This is a genomic window from Novosphingobium sp. RL4, assembly GCF_035658495.1.
Classification (GTDB): domain Bacteria; phylum Pseudomonadota; class Alphaproteobacteria; order Sphingomonadales; family Sphingomonadaceae; genus Novosphingobium.
Genome location: NZ_CP141945.1, coordinates 59,605 through 83,695, shown reverse-complemented (window position 1 = coordinate 83,695; position 24,091 = coordinate 59,605). Strand labels below are relative to the sequence as shown.

The window sequence follows — 24,091 nt, the reverse complement described above, 5'->3', positions numbered from 1 at the left end:
TGCTCTTCGGAGCCCGCCCCCGCTTAGTCAAGTCGCCGCCGCCACGCGCCAGACCGGATAGCGGCCCATCAGCAGCAGCGAGAACCCTCCCGCCACCAGGCAGCCGACCCCCGCCATGAGCGCCGGATCGTAGCGCCCCATCGTGTCGAAGGCCCACCCGTAGACCACCGGGCCAAGGCCTCCGCCCAGCGCGATCACGGTATAGAAACAGCCGTAGATCGTGCCGTAGTTCCGCCGCCCGAAGTAGCGCGCGATGAGATAGGCCAGCAGGTCGAACTCGAAGCCCGCCCCAAGGCCCAGCGCAATCACCGAAAGCACGGCATGGGTGGTGTCGAGTTGCGGCTGCGCCATCATGAAGCTGCCGGTGGCGGGCATGGCGAGGATCACCAGCGCGCAGCCGGGCGCCCAGAACCGGTCGAGCAGCCAGCCGCCGATCACCCGACCGGCGATCACCGAAAGCCCGAATCCGGCCGTGATCGCGCCGATCTCCGCCAGCGCAAAGTGCCGGGTGCGCAGGATATTCTCAAGATTGGGCGTAGGCGCGGTAAGCGCGAAGGCGATCAGCAGGAAGGCGAAGGTCATGATCCAGAAGCGCCTGTCACGCAGCGCCTCGCGCAGGGTCAGCCCGCTTTCCATGATCGGCGATTCTTCCTCGCCCGAACCGCGCCGCTCGCCCCTTTCGCGAAACAGCAGGGAAACCACCGGGAAGCCGATCACGATCGGCAGCGCCCCGATCGCCACGAACGCCCAGCGCCAGCCGAAGTCACCGATCAGCCAGGCAGCCAAGGGCTTCACGAGGAAACCGGTGATGCCCGTGCCGGTGCTGGCCACGCCGATGGCGAGCCCGCGGTGACGGTCGAACCAGCCGTTGACGGCGTGCATCCACGTCGCCGTCAGGGTTCCGGCGCCGACCACCGACATGAGCACCCATTGGCCGTAATAGATCCAGAGCGTGCCGTCGCTGAACGAGAGGCTCATGAAAGTCAGGCCGAACAGCAGCAGCGAGACTTGCGCCACCCGCCGCGCGCCGAAACGGTCCACGGCAAAGCCCGCCATCGGCCCGGTCGCCATGACCACCAGCGACTGCACGGTAATCGCGCCCATGAGCGCGGCGAAGCTCCAGCCGAAAGCCTTCTGCAACTCCGGCGCGAACATGCCCGCCGTATAGAACGGCAAGGGGCTCAGCCCCATCGCCAGTCCCACCATCGCCGCGAAGACCACGACCCAACCCGCGCCGCTGTCTCGCGCCGGAAGGCTGCGATCGGACGTCGCTTCGGGAGATGAAGGCCGTATCTCCGCAGAAGACGGTGCTGCTGTCACCATCGAATTCGAACGCATTTTTCACCTGTCGGAGATTGGGCCGCCCCGCTCTGGACGGACACTGGACAAGGCCGCGATCCTGACACAGTAATAGTCATATTGATATACCATAAAGGACGGGCCGCATGACCACCGCCAGCACCATCAGGCGCCGCTACGTGACTGCCCCGATTGCCGGCAAAGCGATCGGCAAGGGAGCGGAAGCAGGCCGGCTGGTTCACTACCGGGTCTGCGGCGAAGGGCCGGCGGTGGTCATGCTTCACGATTCCCCGCGATCCTCCCGCCTGCACACCGCCACGATGAAAATGCTCGCCAGCCGGTTTCGCGTCTTCGCCCTCGACACGCCCGGTTACGGCAATTCGCAGCCGCTCGGCCTGATCGATCCGGCGATCCCCGATTTCGCCGAGGCTCTGCGCGAAGCGCTTGCGGCACTGGGGCTGGAGGAAGCACCGCTTTACGCCACGCACACCAGCGCCAAGATCGCGCTGGCCCTCGCCGCGCGGGGCGGCAAGATGCCGCTGCTGGTGCTGGACGGCCTCTCGATCCCCGACGCCCCCGCCCCCGAAACCTTCATCAACGCCTATATGCGACCCTTCCGCCCGGATGCCGACGGGGCCTACCTCGCGGCGGAATGGGTTCATGCCCGCGACATGCTGCGCTGGTTCCCCTGGTTCTCGCGCAAGGCCGAGAGCCGCATGGCGATGGATGCCCCGGCGCCCGAATGGCTGGAAGACTACGGTATCGACCTGTTCAGCGCCGGACCGCACTATTCCGACGCCTATGCCGCCGCGATGCGCTGGAACCCGCTGGAGGACCTGCGCACCGTGCAAGTGCCGACCCGGGTGGCCGCCCGTAGCGACGACGTGCTCTACGGGTTTCTCGGCAAGGTACCCGTCGATCAGAACGACAGGCTGACGGTCGAAAGGCTCGGCAGCGATCGCAACGAATGGCTGGACTGGCTGGCGGAAACGCTTGCGGGAGCGGGAGCGGGAGCGGGAGCGGCATCGCCACCCCCGCCTGAAGCCGCACCGGATGCGCAGGCCGGCTATGTGGACCTTCCGCAAGGTCAACTTCACTGGCGGCGGAACCTGTCGGGCAGCGGGCGGACGGTGCTCGCGCTTTCCGCGCCGACCACCCTGGAAGCGCAGGCATGGGCACAGGCCCTCGCCGGTTCGCGCTCGACACTCGTGCCCGACCTGCCCGGATTTGGCGATTCCGATCCGTTGGCCAAACCGGATGCCGACCTTCTGGCCAATAGCCTGGCCCAAGTCATCGAGCATCTGGCTCTCGGCAAAGTGGACGTGCTCGCCATCGGCCTTGCCGCGCCGCTGGGCGCCAGGCTGGCGGCGCAGCGTCCCGATCTGGTGGAAACGCTCGTGATCCACGGCGCCCCCCACATGGACATCGACGCTGCCTTCAACGCCGCCTGCTGCCCGGTCATCCCCTTCGATGCCCATGCCGGAACCCATCTCCACCGCATCTGGCATATGCTGCGGGACAGTCAGGTGCAGTGGCCATGGTTCGACGGCACGCAAGGCGCAGCGCGCAAGTCCGCGGCGCTGCCCGAACCGGCGCAGATGCACGCCGCGCTGACCGGCGTGCTCAAGCAACTCCCGCGTTATGGCGACTGCGTGGCCGCCGCCCTGACTGCCGCCTCTGCAGAGAAGTGGCGGGAAGTCACGGTCCCGACCTTCGTGACCCTTGGCGACGATCCGGCCCAGCGCGAGGCGGAGGAAATCGCAGGCCTTCTGCGCGATGGGCAAACCTCCGCCCTGCCCGCCTCGCCGCAGGAAGGCGCGGCCATCCTGACCGCCATGCTCGGCGCCGCCGTCACGGCCGCTTCGTGAGCGCCGGCATCGAGAGCGCAGCGCCGCTCGCCGCCGCGTTCCCGCGCCGGTCCTATGCCTGGTACGTCCTCGCGCTCCTGACGCTGGCCTATGCGCTGGCTATCCTTGACCGGGTTTCGATCGCGCTGCTGATCGAACCGCTGCAAAAGTCGCTGGCGATTGACGATACCCAGTTCGGCCTTCTGCAAGGCATGGCGTTCAGCGTCGTCTACAGCGTCCTGGGGCTACCGCTGGGGATGCTGAGCGATCGCTGGCGGCGCGTGCCGCTGCTGCTGGGCGGGCTTACGCTCTGGAGCCTGGCAACGATCGGCTGTTCGCTCGCCACCACCTTTCACGAACTCTTCGCCGCGCGAATGATGGTGGGCGTGGGTGAAGCGGCGCTGGTGCCGGTCGCGACATCGCTGATCGCCGACTACTTCGCGCCAGACGTGCGGCCCAAGGCCTATGGCCTGTTCGTGACCGGCAGTTCGCTCGGCACGGCCGGAGCCATGGCGCTGGGCGGCCTGTTCCTCGACTGGGCCGACGGGCTGATTGCGGGCCTGCCCGCCGTATTCGGCGGCATGCAGACCTGGCAGGTGGTCTTCGTGCTTTGCGGAGCGCCGGGCATCGTCCTTGCCCTGCTGCTCTGGCTCACGACGCGGGAACCGGCCCGGCAGGGCGGCGCAAGGGCGACCGAACCGATCAGCCTGCGCCCGATCCTTCGCCTGTTCGCCCGCCGTCCCGGCGCATTCGCGCTGTTCATGCTGGGATCGGTGCTGAACCTCGTCTGCGTCTACGCCATCGTCGGCTGGTTCCCGGCGCTGTTCATCCGCGTGCATGGCTGGGGCGCCGCCGAAACCGGGAAAATTCTCGGTCTCTACGGCTTTCCCGTCTCGATCTTCGCGGCAGTGAACAGCGGCTGGGTCATCGCCTGGCTAGCCCGGCGCGGGCATGCCGACGCACCGATCCTCTGCGCGATGGGCTGCGCCGCCTCGATGGTGGTATTCGGCACGCTTGCCTGCCTTGCGCCAAGCGGCAGCCTTGCGCTGGCGGGATATCTGCTGAACGCCCTGTTCCTCAACTGGAACACCTCGGCCGTCTATTCCGGCTTCGCGCAGATAACCCCCAATGCCCTGCGTGCGCAGGTCATGGCGCTCCAGACGATCGCTTCGGGCCTGATCGCGCTCACAGCGGGCAATTTCATCGTCGGCTTCCTGTCGGACACGGTGTTCACCGGCAGGAGCGGCATCGCCTGGTCGCTGGGAAGCGTATTCTTCGGCTGCGGCCTTGGCGCCTTCTTCGTCCTCATGGCGGCGCGGCGCAGCTTCCGCGCCGCCGCCGCCGAACTTGCGGGAGAAACGGCATGACCGGCCTCACCCCGCTGCTGGACCGACTGGCCGAGACGCTCGGCCCGGACGGCATCCTCACCGATCCCGACAGCCTGCGCCTCCATGGCTCGGACCTGCTGGACGAAGGCGCGGACTGCGCCTTCGTGGTTCGCCCCGCAACGGTGGAGGCGCTTGCGGAAGCGGTCGGGCTGATCGGGCGGGCCGGGATCGCCATGGCCCCGCGCGGCGGCGGCCTTACTTATGTTCGCGGCTATACGCCCGCCGACCGCCGCTTCGCCGCCATCGACCTGTCCCGCCTCGACCGCGTGATCGCGGTGAGCGAAGCAGACATGACCATCACCGTGGAGGCCGGCGCGACGTGGAAGCAGATCCACGATGCGCTTGCTCCGCTCGGCCTGCGATTGCCGTTTTTCGGGACCTTTTCCGGCAGCCGGGCCACGGTGGGCGGCGGCCTGTCGAACGGCGCGCTGTTCCTCGGCACCGCGCGTCACGTCTCGGCGGCGGAAGCGGTCGTTGGCATGGAAGTGGTACTGGCGGACGGTTCGATCCTCCATACCGGACAAAGGGCCGTCGCCCGCGCCCCGCGCCCGTTCCTGCGCACCTTCGGCCCCGATACCACCGGCCTTTTCGTTCATGACGCAGGCGCGCTGGGTATCAAGGCCCGCGTGACCTTGCGCCTGATCCGCGCGCCGGGACACTTCGGCTATCTCTCCTTCGGTTTCGAGCGACAGGCCGACGGCATCGCCGCGCTTTGCGAAGTCGCCCGCGCCGACCTTGCCGAAGATGCCTACCTGATGGACGCCGACAAGACCCGCAGCGCTCTCTCCGGCCCGACCGATCTCCTCCGCGACGCCCGGATGCTGGCCAAGGTCGCCGGGCAGGAACGCGGGCTCCTGAAGGGCTTGAGGGCCGGTGCGAAACTCGCCCTGGCGGGGCGCTCGTTCATCGCGGCGGGATGCCATTCGCTCCACCTCGTCCTCGCCGGCCGCAGCGAGGCGGCCATCGCGGCGGACAGGCAGGCGGCGCGGGCAATCGCCGCCCGTTTCGGCGGCCGCGAACTGCCGGACTCCATTCCGCGCGCGGGCCGCGCCGACCTGTTCCCGCCGGTCAGGGACATGATCCTCGGCCCCCTGGCAGACCGCTGGATCGCCCTTAACGCCAAAGTCCCGCACAGCGAGGCGCAGCGCCTCACCGCGGCGGTGGAAGCGCTGCTGGCCCGCCGCCAGTCCGCACTGGACGCCGCCGGCGTGACCGTCTCGCGCCTCATAACCGTGATGGGCACCCATGCCTTCAGTTACGAGCCGGTCCTGAACTGGCGCGATGCCTGGTTGCCGCTGCACCGCGACGTGCTGGGCCCGGCGATCCGTCTGGACGAGCCGCCCGCCGCGGCGGATGCGCGCGCGCTGGTCATGGAAGTTCGCGAGGAACTGATCGCCCTGTTCGCGCAGCTGGGCGCGGCGTCGAACCAGATCGGGCGTACTTATCCCTATGCCTCGGTCCTGCGCCCGCAAGCGCGCGCGCTGCTCGAAGCGCTCAAGCGCGCGGTCGATCCCCAAGGGCTGATGAACCCCGGCGCGCTCGAACTGGGCTGAGCCGGGGTTCCTTCCGGCTCAGCTATATGCTTTTTATAAGCGACTTAGTTCGACAAGTTCATACCATGTCTGCATATATCCGCCGACACCGCCCTGCACGAAGATCGCATCATCGTCTGCCGTCACCCACAGCTCGTAGGGCGGATGGGCATGACCATCGACGGAGATCATGCCGCCTGCATCGTCGGTGAACTGGTACTTGTAGCAATCGAACGTCCCCGCCGCGACGGTAACGGTCTCCTCTCCGACGAAGCCGAGGTCGATGTTCGATTCCGCGATCAGCGGCGGCGTTGCGCCGCGATGGTCGGGCGAAGGCAGGAAGCAGCGGAAATTGCGCTTGTGCACGCCCAGCGAGCGGTCGATCTTCTTGGTGATATAGGCGTCGCCCGAGATCGGATGCGTGCCGAAGCCGTCGAAATCGCCGCCGATCGGCATCTTCTGCGAGATACGGCCGATCGAGGGACCGTAGCTTTCGCATTCCACCGTGTCCTCGCCGATGATGAACAGGCCCGACCCCATGAACCTGTCGCCGATCGTCAGGCGGACGAAGCAATCCATCGGACGGTCGTTCTCGTCGAGGCTGTAGACCACGTCGCGGTGAACGGTCGGCGCGGGCTCGTCGATCTCGCATCGCGCGCGCAGGGAGCGCTTGCCGTCGGTGTGGTGCGTGAAAGTGAACCATTCGCGCCCGCGTTCCTGGCCTTCACGGCCCGGTTTGCGCGAGGTGTAGAGGATCTTTCCGCTGATCGTGCGATGCTGCTGCATGGTTGCTCCGTAAGTCAGAGAGGGGTGGCGATGCCGAGGAAGCAGGCAATCAGCACCAGCACCCAGATGGTGAGGACGCTGATGCGCGCGCGGCCGTTGACGGCGGCGATCACGCGGTCGGTCTCGGGCGTCGGGCCGCTTTCGCGCATCTGCACGATGGCGGGGAACAGCGGCACCAGCTGGCGCCGCACGACAAGACCGAGCGTGATGCAGGCGCCCAGCGCCAGCATCTTGAGCGTGATGAACAGCGGCAGCGCGATCTGGCCCGAAAGTCCCAGGATCACCGCCGCCGCCAGCCCGGCCAGCACGATGTAGCGCACGAGAATGTCGAAGCGCTTGAACGCCTGTCCCTGCGGGCCGTGCTTGAGGTGTACCGCCCAGGCCAGCGCCAGCCATGCCAGGCCCAACACCCCTGCGAGGATCGCCCAGCTTGCGGACAGATCCAGCCATCCCTTGGCGACAGCAAGCCCGAAACCGGTCGGAAATGCGAGGATCAGCGTGGTGCGCGGCGCCATGTCGATATTGTTGAGGATCTTGAGCGCCATCATGCGCTCTGCCACCGAACGCTTCGGATCGACCATGAAGCGCGAACCGTAGAATGCGCCAAGATCGCCGCCCAGCCAGTAGACCGGAATCAGGATGTGAAGCAGCGTGAGCAGCGAAAGACCGATATCCATGGTTCAGGAATGTCCTGCAAAGAAGGCGGCCATCGCGTCATGGCGAACAGCGCGGAATGTGGGATCGTCGAAGCGCGGCAGTTCCAGGAAGTGGCCGTTCGGCAGCAACGGCGCCAGACGCACGCTGGCATCGTAGAGCGGATCGTTGGTCGCCGCCGTCACCAGCGTGGGACACTGGATCAGCGACAGGCGCCGGTCTGCGGGCCACTTGAAGGCCGCCCGGTAATTGAGATGGTACGTCGTGCTCGCCTTCATCACTTCGGTGACCCAGGCGTGCAGGTCCTCCGCGCTGCCCAGCCCGCCGTCCCGCCGCCCGGCGCGGGTGCGGCGATACCACGGGAAGAACAGGTACTGATCGCGGCAGAACTGGAACAGCCGCGCCAGATAGGCGCCGTCGAGGTCGGGCTCGAACGGGAAAGCGTAAGTGGCGAGTATCTCTTCCAGTTCGGCGCCTTCGATCAGGCTCACCCCGTCAAGCACGAGATGGCTGACACGCTCCGGAGCGAGTATCGCCAGTTCCGCGGCGATGGCGGCGCCGGTGTGCGAACCGTAGAGACGCACCCGCTCCAGCCCCATCGCGTCGAGATAGTCCACCATGGCTGCCGCCAGCGCGGTAATCTCCGGCTCCTCAGCGCAAAGCGCATCGGAATCGCCGTTTCCGGGGGTGTCGGGCGCGAAGACCATGGCTTCGCCCGCGAAATCCTCGATCAGGCGCACTTGCTGGCGCGAACTGCCCGGCGAGGCGTGAAGGATGAGCAGCGGCGCGCCTTTCGTGCCGGCCGCCCTGTAATGAACCTGCCCCTGCGCAAGATCGGCGAAACCGCGCCGGATGCGGATCTGCGTGTTCATCGTCAAAGCTCCCCGCCTTCGATCACTTCGAGCAGCGCGCCCTCCGGCGTCACCAGCACCCCGCTGCGGCGGCCGTCATAGAGCGGCCCTTCGCGCACCACCGGCATCGCGGCCCAGTGCCCTTCGAGCCGCGCAAGATCGGGATGAAGCATGGTCGTGATGGCAACGCCCGGCGGCAGAGCGCCGGGATGTCGCGGGCGCTCGGTCGCACCTTCGGGATACTGATCGAGCTCAAGGAAGACCTGCCCCGCGCCCTTGGCGGTCACCAGTTCCGTCTTCGCATCCTCTTCGAGACCGAAGCTGAGCGTGATCATCGAATAGCGGATCGCCACCGGATCGATCACCGGCAATCCGAGCACGTCCTTCACCCACTGCGCCGACTTGCGCAGGTCCGGGCAGGCCAGCACCATGATGAAGGGCCGGTCGACGAGGGAGCGAGGCTGGGGAAGGCCGGTGTCCGGCCCCGGAGCAAGGATTTCGGTGAGGTAGACGGTCTCCTGGTCTGCCCCGCGCACCTGCATCGGCTTCACGGTGGCGAAACCGTCCAGCTCCCTGGGCGGACCGATCACCTCGAACGGGCTTTCCAGCATCCGCAGGTTCACCGCTTCCACATCGGAAACGCACAGTTCGATGGCGGCCCAGCCATAGCTGCGGATCGGCGCGTAGCCGGGTACCGGATCGCCTTCGACGAAGCGCAGGAACACCGCCTCGCCCGAGGCGGGCTGCATCAGCGCATAGCCGCGTCCGGCACTGGCAGGTGCCTGCCAGGCAGCAGCGAGGTCGGGAGGAACCACTCCCTGTTCGACGAGGCGATAGCCCATCCAGTCCCGATACCGATCCACCGCCGCCGGAAGGTCCGCAACGACGTGAGTGGCGCACTTGAGTAAGGTCATTTCGCTTCCCTGCCCGATCCGCTCGATTATTTGATATAGTTTTATATCATAATGCAAGAGGCAATCGTGCCTTGCCTGCACATGACCTGTCCGCCCTGCGGCACAGCTCTCCGCACAGCGGAGAAACCACCCCTCAACCCATCACGCCGGCATCGTTCAGAAGTGCCACCGCATCGGCAGAGCCAGGCATGTCCGCGATGGCCTGAGCGAGAGCCTCGTGCAGATGCTCCAGCCCTGCAAAGGCAAGGCAGGCGCGCGCCTTGGCGAGATGCTCTGCCCCGGACAGCGGCCACTCGGGAGAGCCGAACTGCGCGGCGACATCTTCCGTCCATTCCCGGCCATCGCGGGTTCGCGCCAACGCTCTTGCGGGAACGAAGGCGGCAAGATCGGGATTGTCGTCAGCCACCACCCGTATCCGGGCGGCGAGCGCAAGGATTTGCGGATCGTCGAGGGTTTCCCTCTGGAAATCGCCAAGCGAAACGGTTCCCCGCAGCAGTGTCACCGCCGCCAGGAAAGGCAGGCAAAGCCGTGCATAGCCCGGCTCCATCGCCGCCTTGGCGGGCCTTCCGACGAGGCGGTGGATGAGCGGCGGCGCGTGATATTCAAGGCTCTCCAGCCCTTCAGCACCCGGCGCGCCCGCGATCAGTCCCCGCTCGATCAGCCTCTGGACAGCAACGATACCGCCATGGCCGGCCCGCCCGGTCGGAAACGGCTTCCAGCTCACTTCGGTGATCCGGTGCCCCTCCTGCAGCCGCGCAAGCGCCGCGCCGAGTTCCTCGCGCTTTTCCATCAGGGCGAAGTAGCCGAAAGGGCCGTCCAGCGGGTGCTCGACACCCGGCATTCCGGCATGCGCGAGATCGATGGCGACAAGGCTGGAGCGCGCGGCACCGGCAACCTGCACCGGCAGCGCGGGCTTGCCTTCGACATGCGCCTGCATGGTGCCGGAGGCCAGCGCGAGCGCATGCCCGAAAGCATCGAGCGCCATGACGCGCGGCATCGCCCTGAGGCTGGCAATGGCAGCGACGCAGCCGAAGATGCCTGCCGTGGCCGGACGAAAGAACCGGAGCGCATCCGGCGCGGCGATACCCAGCGTGACCGCCACGTCCACGCCGGCGACAATGGCGGTCAGGAACTGTTCCCCGCTCACCGGCGCGCCGCGCTCGGCCTCGGCCAGCAGGGCTGCCAGCACGGTCGCCATCGGATGCAGCACCGCCGGTTCGTGGACGCAGTCGTACTCCTGCCCGTGAATCTGGAAGGCATTGACGAAGGCCGCCGAAGCCGCCGGAAGGCGCAGCCCCGGCCGCCCCAGCACACCAGCGGCGCCGCCCTCGCCCCAACCTTTCGCCATTTCCAGTACGCCGTCGGCATGGGCGGCGTTGCGTCCGGCCACCCCCACGGCAAGACTGTTATGCAGGAAGACGGACGCCCGCTCGCGCGCCGCGCCGGGAATGGCCTCCCAGCGAAGCGACAGGGCGTGATCGATCAGGACTTCGGCGGGATTTTCGCTCATCTCAGTGCGGTTCCTCGCCGCCCGAGACATTCATGCTTTCCCCGGTGATATAGGCCGCTTCATCCGAGCAGAGGAAGGCGACCGCGCTCGCGGTGTCCTGCGGCAGGCCGGGGCGGCCCATCGGAATACGCGCAGCCATGCGCTTGAGGTATTCCTCCACCGAGATGCCTTGGACTTCGGCGAAATGCTCGTTCTGCCACTTGCCAAGGCCGGTCGTCACATGGTTCGGGCAGACGTTGTTGACGGTGATCCCTTCCGGTCCAAGCTCGATCGAGGCGGACCGCACAAGGCCGACAAGCCCGTGCTTGGAAGCCGTATAGGCCTGAGCATGGGGAAAGCCCGACTTGGCGGCCTGGCTGGCGATGTTGACGATGCGGCCGCCGCGCCCCTGGCGCACCATGCGCGCCGCCGCCGCCTGAAGGCCGAACCACGCCCCGCTCAGGTTCACATCGATCACCGCGCGCCAGTCTTCCGGCGAGACTTCGGCGAGCGGCTTCATGATGTAGCCAATGCCCGCATTGTTCACCCAGATATCGAGCGAACCGTGCTTTTCCATGGCATGATCGGCCAATCCCTCGACCTGGGCCGGATCGCGCACGTCGCAGGCGAACGTCGAGCCGCCGGAGGGCAGCGAGGCAGCAATCTCGCGCATTTCCTCGGTTCCGCCGATCATGCCATCCGGCGTCGCCGCATCGCGCGAACCGCCGATGTCCGAGATGACGACCCTTGCCCCCTCTTCCGACAGCCGCCGCGCAATGGCCTCGCCAAGACCGCCCTTGCGGCCCGACCCGGTGACGACCGCAACCTTGCCCGCGAACCTCATGCGGCCAATTCTCCGATGGTCACTTCCTCGGTGGTGAGGAATGTCACTTCGACCATGCCCTGGAATGCAGCGGCCACTTCCTGCATCGCCGCCGAAGCCACTTCGGCGCCGAACTGCTCCATGTCCTTCACGTCCAGCACTTCGACATAGCCGAACGGCGGCGGCGCATCGCTGCCGAGCACGCCGGTCGTGCGGAAAACGCGAAAGCTCTCGATCGAGGACAATGCATTCACCGTGGGGAGGTCCGATTCGCGGGCCCAGCTCTCATAGGCTTCGACCGAGATCCCCGGCTTCAGGTTGAACAGCGCGAAAATCAGCATTCTTCGTCCCTTTCTTGTCGCCTGCCGGTCATCGCCGCTTAGCGTGCTTGCTTCCGGCGCCCGGCCATTATATCATATCTCTATAACAAATGAGGTAGGCCGTGAAGACGTCTCAGAAACCCCATTCCCCAGCCCCGGCCGGCAACGACCCTAACGCGGCCTACGATGGCCCGCCGGACTATCGGGTGATTGGCCGCCACGCGGTTTTCCCCGAGACCAGCCATGACGAGATCGAGCGGATCAACTTCCTCGCGCAGATGAACCGCCATCTCGCCGCGCGCGTGGTGCCGGGGGTCAAGGCATCGTTTGAAAACCGCGTTGCGCCGGGCTTCGCCGCGCAGAACGGCCGTCCGCTCGCCAATCGCCACGAAGCGCGCAAGGCCATGCTCGATGACCCGGCGTTCCAGACCTGGTCGGCACTGCGCCGCATGACGATGGAGCAGCGGCAGCAGGCCGGGCGCTGGACGGCGCTGCGCCAGAACGAACGGCTCGCCCGGATCGCCGCCGATCTTACCGATGGCGACGAGCGACTGGCCCTCGATCCCTCGCTGGCGATCCCGCGCTACGTCTCGGCCGTGGATCATCACTGCATGCCGGGCAGCTACCACACGGAATACTTCCCCGGCGACGTGACCAACGGCGCTAATTACGACCACGCCGGTTTCGTCACCACCAGCGGCTTGCTGGGCAAGTATTCGGACGGCGGCGGGCATGCCGTGGTCAACTGGGTCCGCCGCAACCTTCCGGATTTCAGGCCCCGCAGGATCCTCGAAATCGGCGGCACGGTGGGCCATTCCAGCCTGCCGCTGGCCCAGGCCTTTCCCGATGCCGAACTGACGATCGCCGATCTCGGCGCGCCGGTCCTGCGCTACGGTCTTGCGCGCGCCAAGTCGCTCGGCGTTGACAACGTGCGCTTCGTGCAGGCCAGCGGCGAGGATCTCTCGCTGTTCGAAGACCAGAGCTTCGACTGGATCCAGACGACGATGTTCCTGCACGAGCTTTCGACGAAGGCGCTGCGCAATATCTTCGCCGAGACCCGCCGCCTGCTGCGGCCCGGCGGCGTCGTCCTTCACGTGGAGCAGCCGCAGTACGCGCCCGAAATGCCGCTTTTCGAGCAGGCCATGCGCGACTGGGATGCCTTCTACAACAACGAGCCGTTCTGGAGCCGGATGCACGAGATGGACCTCGATGCCGAAATGGTCGCCGCGGGGTTCGCCGCCGACAGTCTGATCCACGGCGGCGTGTTCGGCGTCGTCGACCGCGAACTGTTCCCCGATGCGGCCGAGGACGAAACCGAGGATTACGGCCGCAAGGCGGCCTGGCACGTGATCGGAGCCGTGGCATGAGCTTTACCGACGCCCTCAACCACGCCGGCGCCAAACCGGCCGGAAAACGCCCCTATTTCCTCGAACCGCAAGTGGAGCGGGTCCTCGCCATCACCATGGCGGTGGCGCAGGAACTGGCGGTTACCCGCCAGCGCGCGGACACGCTGGAACGCCTGCTGCTCGAAAAGGGCGTGTTGTCGGAAGGCGAGATCGACGCCTTCACGCCGGACCGCGCTGCCTCGGCCGAGCGGCAGATGTGGAATCAGGAATACATCGCCCGTATCCTGCGCATCGTGCAGCAGGAGAACGAGGCCGCCATGCTCGCCGAAGATGTCGCCTCGGGCGATGTGGGCGACGAACTCGCGAGCGAGGCATGAGCGGCGAGGCCTTCGAATTCAGCGTCCCGGTCCTGGTGGTCGGCGGGGGGGCATGCGGCTGCATTGCCGCGCTTTCCGCGCGGGAATCCGGTGCCGAAGTGCTGCTGGTCGAACAGGACGAGCGGCCCATGGGCTCCACCGGAATGTCGCAGGGCCTGATCTGCGCGGCGGGCACCCGGTCGCAGGCGGAGCACGGGATCGAGGATGATGCCGAGCGCTATTACGCCGATATCATCGCCAAGACCCGCGGGCAGACCGACCCGGTGCTGGCCCGCGCCATCGCCGATCACGCAGGGCCGACGGTGGACTGGATGGTCGGCGCTCTCGACATGCCGTGGCAGCTCGATACCGGCTTCCGCCCGGCCTATGGCAACAGCACTTACCGGGTTCACGGATGGCGCGGCCATTCGGGGCAGGACATGGTGGAACTGCTGCACCGGCGGCTTGACGACGCCGGGGTGGACGTGATGGCGGGCACTCGGCTTTCCGGGGTAGAATCCGATGAAAACGGCCGGATTCTGGGCGTTTCCCTGACCCGGCGCGATGGCTCGGTAGAGCGTGTGGGCTGCGGCGCGCTGGTGCTGGCCTGCGGCGGTTTTGCCGCCGATCACGCCATGGTCGCCCGGTACATGCCCGAGATGGCCCATGCCCGGAACAACGGCCACGAAGGCAGCCGGGGAACGGCAGTGCGGGTGGGCGAGCAACTGGGCGCCGCCCTGGGCGACATGGGGGCCTACCAGGGCTACGCCATGCTGACCGAACCGCAGGGAATCCCGGTGCCGCCGGGTGTTCCGGTGGAGGGCGGCGTGCTCGTCAACATGGCGGGGGAGCGGTTTACCGACGAGACCACCGACATCGCCGGCATGGTCCATCCGGTGCTTCGGCAGGAGGGCGATCACGTTTGGGTGGTGTTCGACGCCAGGATCGAGGCCGCTGCCGACTATATTCCCGAAATGCAGCAGCTCAAGGCCCTCAACGCCTTGAAAAAGGCCGATTCCATCGCGGATCTGGCCGAGGCGATGGGCGTTCCCGCCGCCGCGCTCGAGGCGACACTGAAAGCGACACAAACGGCACAGAGCGAGGGTAGAGCCGACCCCTTGGGCCGCGTCTGGGGAACCGACCTGCCGCCTGCCGCCCCGTACCGGGCGCTCAGGGTGGTGGGCGCGATCTTCCACACGCAGGGCGGCCTCCAGATCGACGGCGAGGCCCGCGTCCTGCGCGCCGATGGCACGCGGCTGCCCAATCTCTTCGCCGGCGGCGGCGCCGCAAGGTCGGTCTCGGGACCGTCCTACTGGGGCTACCTGCCCGCGATGGGCCTTGCCACGGCGGTGACCTTCGGGCGGCTCGCCGGGCTGGGCGCCGCGCGCGTGGGGAGCGCTTTCGCAGAGGCCGAACTGTCCGACAGGTGACCATGTTCATCCGACAGGCGGGCAATCGCGAAACCCGCGTTCAATTGATCTAAGGCAAAGCCAATTCAAGGCTTCCAGCGTCCGGGGAACCAAGCCATGTCCGCCAACCCTGCCACGAACGAAACCCTGTCCGGGATCGCCCCCTGCCCCGCCGACCTGCGCGCCGCGCTGGTGGCCATCGTCGGGCCGGAGAACGTCAGCGACGACGAGGCGCGCCTTCGCCTGTTCAGCGAGGACGTGTGGACCCGCGCCGATCACGTCGCCATGCTGGCCGTGGCGCCTGCCACCACCGCTGAGCTCGCCGCCGTGGTCAAGGCCGCGAACGAGGCAGGTGTGGCGCTGGCGCCGCGCGGCGCGGGCATGAGCTATACCGAAAGCTATCTCCCGGTCACGGACGACACCGTCACCATCGACACCACCCGCATGGACAAGGTGCTGAAGATCAGCCCCGAGGACATGACGGTGACCGTGCAGTGCGGCTGCACCTGGCGCGCGCTCAACGAGGCGCTCGCGCCGCATGGCCTGCGCACCCCTTTCTGGGGGCCGATGTCGGGCATCTATTCCACCATCGGCGGCGGTCTTTCGCAGCTCAACGCGATGTTCGGCGCCGGGCACCACGGCACCTCCAGCGAGAGCGTGATCGCGGTGACCATGGTGCTGGCGGACGGACGGACGCTGCGCACCGGCGCGCGCGGCCCTGACGGCGACACGCCGCACTACCGCCACTTCGGCCCCGATCTCGCCGGGCTGTTCTGCGGCGATTCCGGGACGCTGGGGCTCAAGGCCGAAGTGACTTTCCGCCTGATCCGCACGCCCCGGTTCGAGGATTCGGTCTCGTTCTCGTTCCCCACCGGCCAGATCATGATCGAGGCGCTGGCGGAAATGACCCGCGCCGGCATCGCTTCGGAGACCTGCGGCTTCGACCCCGGCCTCACCAAGGTCCGCATGCGCCGCATGTCGCTCGCCAGCGACGTGAAGACGCTGGGCAAAGTCGTGGCCAAGGAGAAGTCGCTGGGCAAGGGCCTGCTGGCCGCCGCGAAGATCGCCATGGGCGGGCGCGACTTCATCCCTGAGGACGACTACCCGCTTCACATCACCGCCGAGGGCCGCTGCAAGGAATCGGTGGCGGCCGATATCGCCAGTGCCCGCGATATCGCCAGGCGCTTCGGCGGCACCGAGATCGAGAACTCGATCGCCAAGGTGATCCGTGCCATGCCGTTCCCGGCGCCGAACTCGATCCTCGGCCCCGAAGGCGAAAGCTGGGTGCCGGTTCACGGACAGGCCTCGCTTTCCACCGCGCCTGCCATGTTCGGCGAAATCCGCGCCTACTTCGATGCGATGAAGGCCCGCTTCGATGCGCTGGGCATTCACAACGGTTTCCTGTTCTCCTCGCTCTCCACCAATGCCATCGTCATCGAGCCGGTGTTCTTCTGGCCCGAAGGCTATCGCCCGGTCCACGAATCCATGGTCGAGCCCGAGCATCTCAAGCGCCTGAAGCAGCTTGGCCCCGCGCCGGAGGCGACCGCGCTGGTCGCCGAAGCGCGCGAGCAGGTGAAGGCGATCTGCAAGAAATACGGCGCCGCCCATTTCCAGATCGGCCGCGCCTATCCCTACCGCGAGACGCGCGATCCTGCGTTCCTCGATGTGCTGGATGCGGTGAAGAACGTGATGGACCCCAAGGGCCTGTTCAATCCGGGCGGGCTCGGCTTCCCGCAGGGAAAGATCGCGCAATGAGCGAGACCTACCGCGCCATCCGCCTCGAACGCGTCGCGCCCTCGTTCCGCGAAGGGAGCGAGATCGTCGAACTGCCGCTGGCCGCGCCCGGTCCCGGCGAGATCCGCGTGCGCAACCTGCATTGCGGCGTCAACGGCATCTTCGACACCCAGATCGCCCGCAACGCGGTGGACTATGTGAAGATCGCCCTGCCCACTTTCACCGGGGTCGAGGCCATCGGCACGGTGGAAGCGGTGGGCGAAGGTGTGAGCGACTTCGCGGTGGGCGATGCGGCGGTCACGGTGCGCTTCACCGGCGGCTACCGCGAGGCCAATACCGGCCCCGCCAGCCAGTTCGTGAAGGCACCCGCCGCCACGCGCGAATATCTGGCGCTGGCCTCCACCGGGGTTTCCGCCCTTGTCGCGCTGGAGCGGATCGGCGAGCTGAAACGCGGCGAAACCGTGGCCATCTCGGCGGCGGCGGGCGGCCTTGGCCACCTGCTGGTTCAGCTTGCCGTTCTCATGGGCGCGCGGGTGATCGGCGTGGCGGGCGGCCGGGCGAAATGCGATTTCGTCGCCTCGCTCGGGGCGGAACGGGTGATCGACTACAAGTCCGAGGATGTGGGCGCCGTGCTGGCGGCCGAATATCCCGGCGGCCTCGACGTGGCGGTGGACACGGTGAGCGGCGCGATCTTCGATGCCTTTCTCGCCAATCTCGCCAATCATGGCCGCCTCGTGGTGGGCGGCGCCGCCTCGGACCTGGAGGGCAAGCCCGAGATCGTCACCGGCCCGCGCATCGCCCATGCCATCTACTACAAGGGCGCATCGGTGCGCGGCTTCATGAACGGGCTGCTCACGCCCCACTGGGCCGATGCGCGCGAGCGGCTTTTCGACCTTTACGCACAAGGCCGGATCAAGGTGCGGTTCGACGATCAGCCGAACATCGGCATCGAGGGCGTGTTCGGCGCGGTGGAGCGGCTGCTCTCGGGCCGATCGATGGGCAAGGTCGTGGTCGACCTTGCCGGACAGGACGACTGAAACCGCGCGAAAGCGGGTGCGACGACACATGACAGGCAAGACTCTCTTCGAAAAGATCTGGCAGGCCCACCATGTCGCGGACAGCGCGACCGGGGCCGCGCTCATCGCCATAGACCGCGTGTTCCTGCACGAACGGACCGGCGCCGCCGCGCTCAAGGCGATGGCGGCAGCGGGGCGCCCCGTGCGCGATCCGGCGCGCGTTTTCGCGGTGATGGACCATATCGTCGATACCCGCCCCGGCCGCGGCGACGGCACGCTGATGGAGGGCGGCTCCGCCTTCATCACCGAGACCCGCGCCGCCGCGCGGGCCGCCGGGATCACCCTGTTCGACGTGAACGACCGCGACCAGGGCATCACCCACGTCATCTCGCCCGAGCTTGGTATCGTCCTGCCCGGCGTCACCCTTGTCGCGCCCGACAGCCACACCTGCACGCAGGGCGCGCTGGGCGCGCTGGCATGGGGGATCGGCTCCAGCGAGGCGGAACATGCCATGGCAACCGGCGTGCTGCGGCTGGACCGGCCGGGGACGATGCGCGTCACCTATACCGGCACGCTTGCGCCCGGCGTCACCGCCAAGGACATGGTGCTGGCGCTCATCGCCGCGCACGGCGCGGGCGGCGGCGCGGGACATGTGGTGGAGTTCGCGGGCGAGGCTGTGCGCGCGCTCGACATCGAGGCGCGCATGACCTTGTGCAACATGGCCACCGAGTTCGCGGCCATGACCGGCATCGTCGCGCCGGATGCAAAGACTTTCGAATATCTGGCGGGCCGCCGCTATGCGCCGGAGGACTTCGGCGAGCCATACTGGCACGGCCTGAAAACCGACGAGGACGCCCGGTTCGACCGCGAGATCGTGATAGACGCCGCCGCGCTCGCCCCGATGGTGAGCTGGGGCACCAGCCCGGAACATGCAGTGCCGGTGGACGGCACGGTGCCGCAGGGACCGGCGCGGGCGCACGACTATATCGGCCTCGATGCCGGCAGCCCGCTGCTGGGCACGCCGATCGACGTGGCGTTCCTGGGATCGTGCACCAATGCCCGTCTCTCGGACCTGCGCCGCGCCGCCGCTTTGGTGAAGGGGCGCCATGTCGCGCCATCGATCCGCAAGGCCATGGTGGTGCCCGGAAGCTCCGCCGTGAAGCGCGCCGCCGAGGCCGAGGGGCTCGACGCGATCTTTGCCGAGGCCGGGTTCGAATGGCGCGAGAGCGGCTGCTCGCTATGCTTCTTCGCAGGGGGCGAACGCTTCCCCGAAGGCAGCCGGACGATCAGCAGCACCAACCGCAACTTCGAGGGGCGGCAGGGGCCGGGCATCCGCACCCATATCGCCAGCCCGGAAACCGTGGTTGCCAGCGCGATTGCCGGCGCGATCGCCGATCCCCGCGAACTCATGATCCGGAAGCCGGCGCGATGACCCCGTTCACCACCCTCACCTCGCGCGCGGCCGCGCTGCTGCGCGACAATGTCGATACCGACGCGATCATCCCCAGCCGCGAGATGAAAAGCACCGGGCGCACCGGCCTTGCCGACGGGCTGTTCGCGCCGTGGCGCTATATCGACGCCGCCGCGCGCGTGCCGGACCCGGCGTTCCCGCTCAACCGCCCCGAAGCGGCGGGCGCGCAAGTGCTGCTGGGCGGGGCGAACTTCGGCTGCGGATCAAGCCGCGAACATGCCGTCTGGGCGCTGGCGGAGTACGGCATGCGCTGCGTGATCGCGCAAGGCTTCGCACCGATCTTCCGGGCCAACTGCATCCGCAACGGGCTCCTTCCCGTGGTCCTGCCCGAAGCGGCCATCGCCGCCATGGCCTGGCAGGAGGTGACCGTGGACCTGCCCGCGCAGGAAGTGCGCTGCGGCGCCGCCATCCACCGCTTCGCCATCGAGCCCGAACCGCGCGAGATGCTGCTCGAAGGGCTCGATGCCATCGACCTCACGCTCAAGTCGTTGCCGGAAATCGAGGACTGGACCTCGGCCGACCGCAAGGCGCGGCCCTGGGTCTACCTCGGGGCCACTCTCGAAAGAACACCATGACGCAGATACTCGTTTCCGAAGTCGGCCCGCGTGACGGGTTGCAGTCGATCAAGGCGATCATGCCGCTGGAGGCCAAGAAGGCGTGGATCGCCGCAGAGGCCGCCGCCGGGGTGCGCGAGATCGAGGTGGGCAGCTTCGTGCCGCCCAGCCTGCTGCCCCAGATGGCCGACACCGCCGAACTGGTCCGCTTCGCGCGGGGGATCGAGGGGCTCAACGTCGTCGCCCTCGTGCCCAATGCCAAAGGGGCGCAGCGGGCGGTGGAGGCGGGTGTCCACGCCATGTCGATCCCCCTTTCGATGAGCGAGACCCATTCCATCCGCAACGTGCGCAAGGACCATCCGGCGATGCTGGCGGAAATCGCGGCCGCATCCGAAATCGCAAGGGCGGCAGGCGTTCACTTCGCCGTCGGCCTCGCCACGGCGTTCGGCTGCACCATCGAGGGCGCCGTCGCGGAGGATACTGTCGTGCGCCTCGCCCTTGCCGCGGCCGAGGCGGGCGCGCAGGAGTTCAGCCTGTCCGACACCACCGGCTATGCCGACCCCGCGCAGGTCCGGCGGCTGGTTCGCAAGGTCAGGGCGGCGGTGGGGGCGGACATGCTGACCACGCTCCACCTCCACAACACGCGCGGGCTCGGCCTCGCCAATGCGCTGGCCGGGCTGGAGGAGGGCATCACCACGCTTGACGCCTCGCTCGGCGGGCTCGGCGGCTGCCCCGCCGCGCCGGGGGCCTCGGGCAATCTCGTGACCGAGGATCTCGTGCTCATGCTCAATGCCATGGGGCTCGATACCGGCATCGACCTCGAACGCCTGCTGGAAGTGCGCCAGATCCTGGCCGCCGCCCTGCCCGGCGAACCACTCTACGGCTTCACGCCGGATGCCGGGCCGATGCTCGACTACAACGAAAGGATCGCCCGATGAGCGAGAACGTAACGCAGCCAGCGGTCCCGCAGCCTTTGGCCGGCATCCGCGTCGCCGAATTCACGCACATGGTCATGGGCCCCGCCGTGGGCCACATCCTCGCCGGGCTGGGCGCCGAAGTGGTGCGGATCGAGCCCATCGGCGGGGACCAGACCCGGCGCCTGCTCGGCTCGGGCTCGGGCTATTTCCCGATGTACAACCGGGGCAAGCAGTCGATCTGCCTCGACCTCAAGTCGGCCGAGGGCCTGCAGGTCGCCCGCGACCTTGCCGAGGGCGCCGACGTGCTGATCGAGAATTTCCGCCCCGGCGCGCTCGACCGGCTCGGCCTGTCCTACGAGGAACTGGCACAGGCCAATCCGCGCCTGATCTACTGCTCGGAAAAAGGCTTCCTGCCCGGCCCCTACGAACAGCGCACCGCGCTGGACGAAGTGGCGCAGATGATGGGCGGCCTTGCCTATATGACCGGCCCGCCGGGACGCCCCTTGCGCGCGGGCTCCAGCGTGATCGACGTGACCGGCGGCATGTTCGGCGTGATCGGCATCCTCGCCGCGCTGGAGGAGCGCCATCGCACCGGGCGCGGCCAGAAGGTCGTCGCCAGCCTGTTCGAGACCACCGCCTACCTCGTTGGCCAGCACATGGCGCAGTTCGCCGTCACCGGGAAAGCCGCCGCGCCGATGCCCGCGCGCATCTCGGCCTGGGCGATCTACGACGTGTTCGAAACCCGCGACGAGCCCGTATTCATCGGCGTGGTTTCCGACGTGCTGTGGCAGAAGTTCTGCGCCCTGTTCGAACTGCATGAGCTCTGGGCCGACGAGAGCCTGCGCACCAACAACCAGCGCGTCCTCGCCCGCGACCGTATCCTGCCGCAGGTCCGCCAGCTCGTCGCCTCGATGACGCGGGCCGAGATCGTGGCGAAGCTGGAAGGCACCGGCCTGCCTTTCGCCCCCATCGCCCGTCCGGAGGACATGTTCGACGATCCGCAGCTGGCCGAAGGCGGGCTGGAACCGGTCGTGCTCGACACCGGCGAGGAAACCCGCCTGCCGACGATCCCGCTCCAGATGGGCGGCCTGCGCCCCGGCGCGCCGGTGACGCTGCCCGCCCCCGGCGCGAACAGCCGCGCGGTGCTCGAAACGCTGGGCTATGCGCCGGAGCGGATCGAAGCCCTCGTCGCGCAAGGCGCGGTAGGGGCCTGAGCTTTCCGTTCCCGGGGCGCCGCCCCCGCGCCCTGCAGCCGGAAGGATTGAGGCCCAGACTTGAATTTGATCGCGTAGTCATACTGAGCTAGGCCAATCGGGTTCAAGGCTAGGGAAGCAAATGCACGCGATGTCGGACCTGATCGCAGATGATATGGAAGCGGTCGCCCGTATCGACGCGGTGCCCTCCATCCTGGAGATAGCCTGCCGCATTACCGGCCTGCGCTTCGCCGCCGTGGCCCGGGTGACCAGCACCAGCTGGACGGCCTGTGCGGTCAGGGACGAAATTGCCTTCGGCCTGGAAGTGGGCGGCTCGCTCGATCTCAAGACGACGATCTGCGACGAGATCCGGGATTCGGGAACCGGCGTGATCATCGATCACGTGGCCCTGGACCCGATATTCCACAATCACCACACGCCGCGTCTATATGGCTTCGAAAGCTATATCTCGATCCCGATCTTCCGCCGCGACGGCAGTTTCTTCGGAACCCTTTGTGCGCTGGACCCGCTTCCCGCCAAGCTGTCCGATCCGGGAATCGTAGCCACATTCGAGAATTTCGCCAGATTGATCGGCCTCCAACTCGACCTTCAGGACGATCTGCACCGCAAGGAGCAGGAACTGGCGAATGCGGATCGTTCCGCTTTGATCCGGGAACGTTTCATCGCCATCCTCGGCCACGATCTGCGCAATCCCCTCGCCGCCGTGGTTTCGGGAATGAGGCTGCTTGCAAGGATGGATCCCTCACCTCGGGCCGCCCTGGTGATCGAGAAAATGGGCCAGAGCACCCGGCGCATCGAAATGCTGATCGACGACCTGCTGGACTTTGCGCGCGGCCGCCTGGGCGACGGCGTATTCCTCGATCTGCAGACGACGGACTCGCTGGAAGCGCCCGTTCGAGAGGTGATCGAGGAATTGCAGATCGTTCATCCAGAGGCATCGATCGATGTGATCCTCGATCTGGAAGAACCGATCATCTGCGACATTTCCCGGATTTCGCAATTGCTTTCCAACCTGGTCGGCAACGCGCTCGTCCATGGGACCCCGAACCGGCCGATCACCGTGCACGCGCGCAGCGGGCAAGGGCGGTTCAGTTTGTCGATCGCCAATGAAGGCGGTCCGATCGCCCCGGAGCTCGTCCCCACATTGTTCGAACCGTTCACCATGGCGAACGGGAACGAGCGGGGGAACGGGTTGGGGCTCGGGCTGTTCATCGTTTCCGAAATCGCCAAGGCGCACGGCGGCACGGTACATGTCAGCTCGGACAGGAACCTGACGGTCTTCGAACTGTCGATGCCTTCGGGTTCGTGACAGGCGATCCTTTGCGCCGCCCCGGAACCGCTCCGGTGCGGCGCATGTCTCAGTATTCGGCGAGCAGGCGGCCCATGCCTTCGATCCGGTCCGCGATCCCCTGCGCGCGCAGGGCGTGCCAGTAGGTTGCGGTGTTGATCGCGATCACCGGCTTGCCCAGTTTCGCCTCGTATTCGGCCGCAAGGTCCACCATCGAGAGATTGGTGCCGACCTGCACGATGGCGTCAACGTCATCCCCGTCCAGCTCTTCGATCACCTCGCGCAGGCGGTCAGGGCCGACTTTGGCGATGTCGGTCCAGCGGCGGCATTCCAGCGGCACGTCGCGCTTCACGGTGAAGCCCGATTCCTCCAGGAAATTGCGGACTTCGGCATTGGCGACCGGGTAATAGGGCGAAACGAAGCTCACCGTCTTCGCGCCGTAGGCATGAAGCGCCGCCGCCACCGATTCCGCCCCCGTAGACGCGCCGACGCCCGCCAGTTCCTCGACCTGCCTCTTCCATTTCCGGCTACCCTCGACCCCGCCGTAGAACGTGATCGCCGACATGCCGAGCACGAGGTAGTCCGGCTTGCAGGTCATCACCGATCGCACCGCGTCCAGCGTGTTTTCGGCGATCGCCGTGGTTCCGGCGATGAAATCCTCGTTCGAGAGCGCCAGCGGGTCCTCGACATAGATGCGCGAAAAATGGTTGGTCACGCCCGCAGGGCGCATGCGCTCCATGTCCGGCTGGACCACGGTGTTGGTGGAGGGGGCGATGACACCCAGCAGCTTTCGCCAACCGAGAACGTCTCCCATTGCAGATACTCCTGTTGCGGACCGGTGCCGGTGCCGCTGGTTGATGGGGTGCCGGGGGTCTGGTTTACG

At 67.3% G+C, this 24,091-nt stretch carries 22 protein-coding genes; 13 read left to right on the top strand and 9 right to left on the bottom strand.

Translation table 11 applies throughout. The features are described 5' to 3' along the window. Window positions 1-27 precede the first annotated feature (27 nt). Window positions 28-1,338 carry an MFS transporter gene (locus U9J33_RS17835; protein WP_324699590.1) on the bottom strand — a complete coding sequence of 437 codons (1,311 nt, stop codon included), beginning with the start codon at window positions 1,336-1,338 and terminating at the stop codon, window positions 28-30. Between the two features lie 107 nt (window positions 1,339-1,445). On the opposite strand from U9J33_RS17835, the gene U9J33_RS17830 reads away from it, so the two are divergent. From U9J33_RS17830 to U9J33_RS17820, 3 genes are read left to right on the top strand one after another with little or no spacing between them, the layout of a single operon-like run. Continuing rightward, window positions 1,446-3,167, top strand: coding sequence for an alpha/beta hydrolase (locus U9J33_RS17830; RefSeq protein ID WP_324699589.1), 1,722 nt, complete (start codon window positions 1,446-1,448; stop codon window positions 3,165-3,167). Further along, the gene (locus U9J33_RS17825; RefSeq protein WP_324699587.1) at window positions 3,164-4,513 is read left to right on the top strand and encodes an MFS transporter; all 1,350 of its coding nucleotides are present in this window, start codon (window positions 3,164-3,166) and stop codon (window positions 4,511-4,513) included. Before U9J33_RS17830 ends, U9J33_RS17825 begins: the two co-directional genes overlap by 4 nt. Continuing rightward, on the top strand, window positions 4,510-6,087 hold the full coding sequence (locus U9J33_RS17820; protein ID WP_324699585.1) for an FAD-binding oxidoreductase: 1,578 nt from the start codon (window positions 4,510-4,512) through the stop codon (window positions 6,085-6,087). Before U9J33_RS17825 ends, U9J33_RS17820 begins: the two co-directional genes overlap by 4 nt. Window positions 6,088-6,120: 33 nt before the next feature. On the opposite strand, the gene U9J33_RS17815 is transcribed toward U9J33_RS17820, so the two are convergent. From U9J33_RS17815 to U9J33_RS17785, 7 genes are all read right to left on the bottom strand, one after another. Continuing rightward, window positions 6,121-6,852, bottom strand: a complete 732-nt coding sequence (locus U9J33_RS17815; RefSeq protein WP_324699583.1) for a hypothetical protein — start codon at window positions 6,850-6,852, stop codon at window positions 6,121-6,123. A 14-nt stretch (window positions 6,853-6,866) separates the two neighbouring features. Then, the gene (locus U9J33_RS17810) at window positions 6,867-7,529 is read right to left on the bottom strand and encodes a hypothetical protein (RefSeq protein WP_324699582.1); all 663 of its coding nucleotides are present in this window, start codon (window positions 7,527-7,529) and stop codon (window positions 6,867-6,869) included. A gap of 3 nt (window positions 7,530-7,532) precedes the next feature. Continuing rightward, the gene (locus U9J33_RS17805) at window positions 7,533-8,378 is read right to left on the bottom strand and encodes an alpha/beta hydrolase (protein WP_324699581.1); all 846 of its coding nucleotides are present in this window, start codon (window positions 8,376-8,378) and stop codon (window positions 7,533-7,535) included. Window positions 8,379-8,380: 2 nt separating this feature from the next. Then, on the bottom strand, window positions 8,381-9,271 hold the full coding sequence (locus tag U9J33_RS17800) for a VOC family protein (RefSeq protein WP_324699580.1): 891 nt from the start codon (window positions 9,269-9,271) through the stop codon (window positions 8,381-8,383). A gap of 133 nt (window positions 9,272-9,404) precedes the next feature. After that, on the bottom strand, window positions 9,405-10,781 hold the full coding sequence (locus tag U9J33_RS17795; protein WP_324699579.1) for an MmgE/PrpD family protein: 1,377 nt from the start codon (window positions 10,779-10,781) through the stop codon (window positions 9,405-9,407). 1 nt (window position 10,782) lies between these two features. Next, window positions 10,783-11,604, bottom strand: coding sequence for an SDR family NAD(P)-dependent oxidoreductase (locus U9J33_RS17790; protein WP_054441887.1), 822 nt, complete (start codon window positions 11,602-11,604; stop codon window positions 10,783-10,785). Continuing rightward, window positions 11,601-11,924: an REDY-like protein HapK gene (locus U9J33_RS17785; protein ID WP_185999643.1), complete on the bottom strand. Its 324-nt coding sequence runs from the start codon at window positions 11,922-11,924 to the stop codon at window positions 11,601-11,603. The genes U9J33_RS17790 and U9J33_RS17785 overlap by 4 nt, the downstream gene beginning before the upstream one ends. 101 nt (window positions 11,925-12,025) lie before the next feature. Between U9J33_RS17785 and U9J33_RS17780 the strand changes: the two genes are divergently transcribed. The 10 genes from U9J33_RS17780 (at window position 12,026) to U9J33_RS17735 (ending at window position 23,229) form a co-directional block, all read left to right on the top strand. Further along, window positions 12,026-13,270: a class I SAM-dependent methyltransferase gene (locus U9J33_RS17780; RefSeq protein WP_324699577.1), complete on the top strand. Its 1,245-nt coding sequence runs from the start codon at window positions 12,026-12,028 to the stop codon at window positions 13,268-13,270. Then, window positions 13,267-13,626 carry a hypothetical protein gene (locus tag U9J33_RS17775; RefSeq protein WP_185999641.1) on the top strand — a complete coding sequence of 120 codons (360 nt, stop codon included), beginning with the start codon at window positions 13,267-13,269 and terminating at the stop codon, window positions 13,624-13,626. Before U9J33_RS17780 ends, U9J33_RS17775 begins: the two co-directional genes overlap by 4 nt. Beyond that, complete coding sequence (locus tag U9J33_RS17770) at window positions 13,623-15,035, top strand: FAD-dependent oxidoreductase (protein WP_324699575.1); 1,413 nt, start codon at window positions 13,623-13,625, stop codon at window positions 15,033-15,035. The genes U9J33_RS17775 and U9J33_RS17770 overlap by 4 nt, the downstream gene beginning before the upstream one ends. Window positions 15,036-15,131: 96 nt before the next feature. Further along, entirely contained in the window at window positions 15,132-16,769 is a 1,638-nt protein-coding gene (locus tag U9J33_RS17765) for an FAD-binding oxidoreductase (RefSeq protein ID WP_132468856.1), read from the top strand. Continuing rightward, window positions 16,766-17,785, top strand: coding sequence for a zinc-binding dehydrogenase (locus tag U9J33_RS17760; protein WP_324699574.1), 1,020 nt, complete (start codon window positions 16,766-16,768; stop codon window positions 17,783-17,785). The genes U9J33_RS17765 and U9J33_RS17760 overlap by 4 nt, the downstream gene beginning before the upstream one ends. A 28-nt stretch (window positions 17,786-17,813) precedes the next feature. After that, entirely contained in the window at window positions 17,814-19,196 is a 1,383-nt protein-coding gene (locus tag U9J33_RS17755; protein ID WP_324699572.1) for a 3-isopropylmalate dehydratase large subunit, read from the top strand. Further along, the gene (gene leuD / locus U9J33_RS17750; protein WP_185999637.1) at window positions 19,193-19,810 is read left to right on the top strand and encodes a 3-isopropylmalate dehydratase small subunit; all 618 of its coding nucleotides are present in this window, start codon (window positions 19,193-19,195) and stop codon (window positions 19,808-19,810) included. The genes U9J33_RS17755 and leuD overlap by 4 nt, the downstream gene beginning before the upstream one ends. Continuing rightward, window positions 19,807-20,727 carry a hydroxymethylglutaryl-CoA lyase gene (locus U9J33_RS17745; protein ID WP_185999636.1) on the top strand — a complete coding sequence of 307 codons (921 nt, stop codon included), beginning with the start codon at window positions 19,807-19,809 and terminating at the stop codon, window positions 20,725-20,727. Before leuD ends, U9J33_RS17745 begins: the two co-directional genes overlap by 4 nt. Next, window positions 20,724-21,920 carry a CaiB/BaiF CoA-transferase family protein gene (locus U9J33_RS17740; RefSeq protein ID WP_324699569.1) on the top strand — a complete coding sequence of 399 codons (1,197 nt, stop codon included), beginning with the start codon at window positions 20,724-20,726 and terminating at the stop codon, window positions 21,918-21,920. The genes U9J33_RS17745 and U9J33_RS17740 overlap by 4 nt, the downstream gene beginning before the upstream one ends. Before the next feature lie 121 nt (window positions 21,921-22,041). Further along, on the top strand, window positions 22,042-23,229 hold the full coding sequence (locus tag U9J33_RS17735) for a HAMP domain-containing sensor histidine kinase (RefSeq protein WP_324699568.1): 1,188 nt from the start codon (window positions 22,042-22,044) through the stop codon (window positions 23,227-23,229). Window positions 23,230-23,278: 49 nt separating this feature from the next. On the opposite strand, the gene U9J33_RS17730 is transcribed toward U9J33_RS17735, so the two are convergent. Next, window positions 23,279-24,022 carry an arylmalonate decarboxylase gene (locus tag U9J33_RS17730; RefSeq protein ID WP_324699567.1) on the bottom strand — a complete coding sequence of 248 codons (744 nt, stop codon included), beginning with the start codon at window positions 24,020-24,022 and terminating at the stop codon, window positions 23,279-23,281. Window positions 24,023-24,091: the final 69 nt, after the last annotated feature.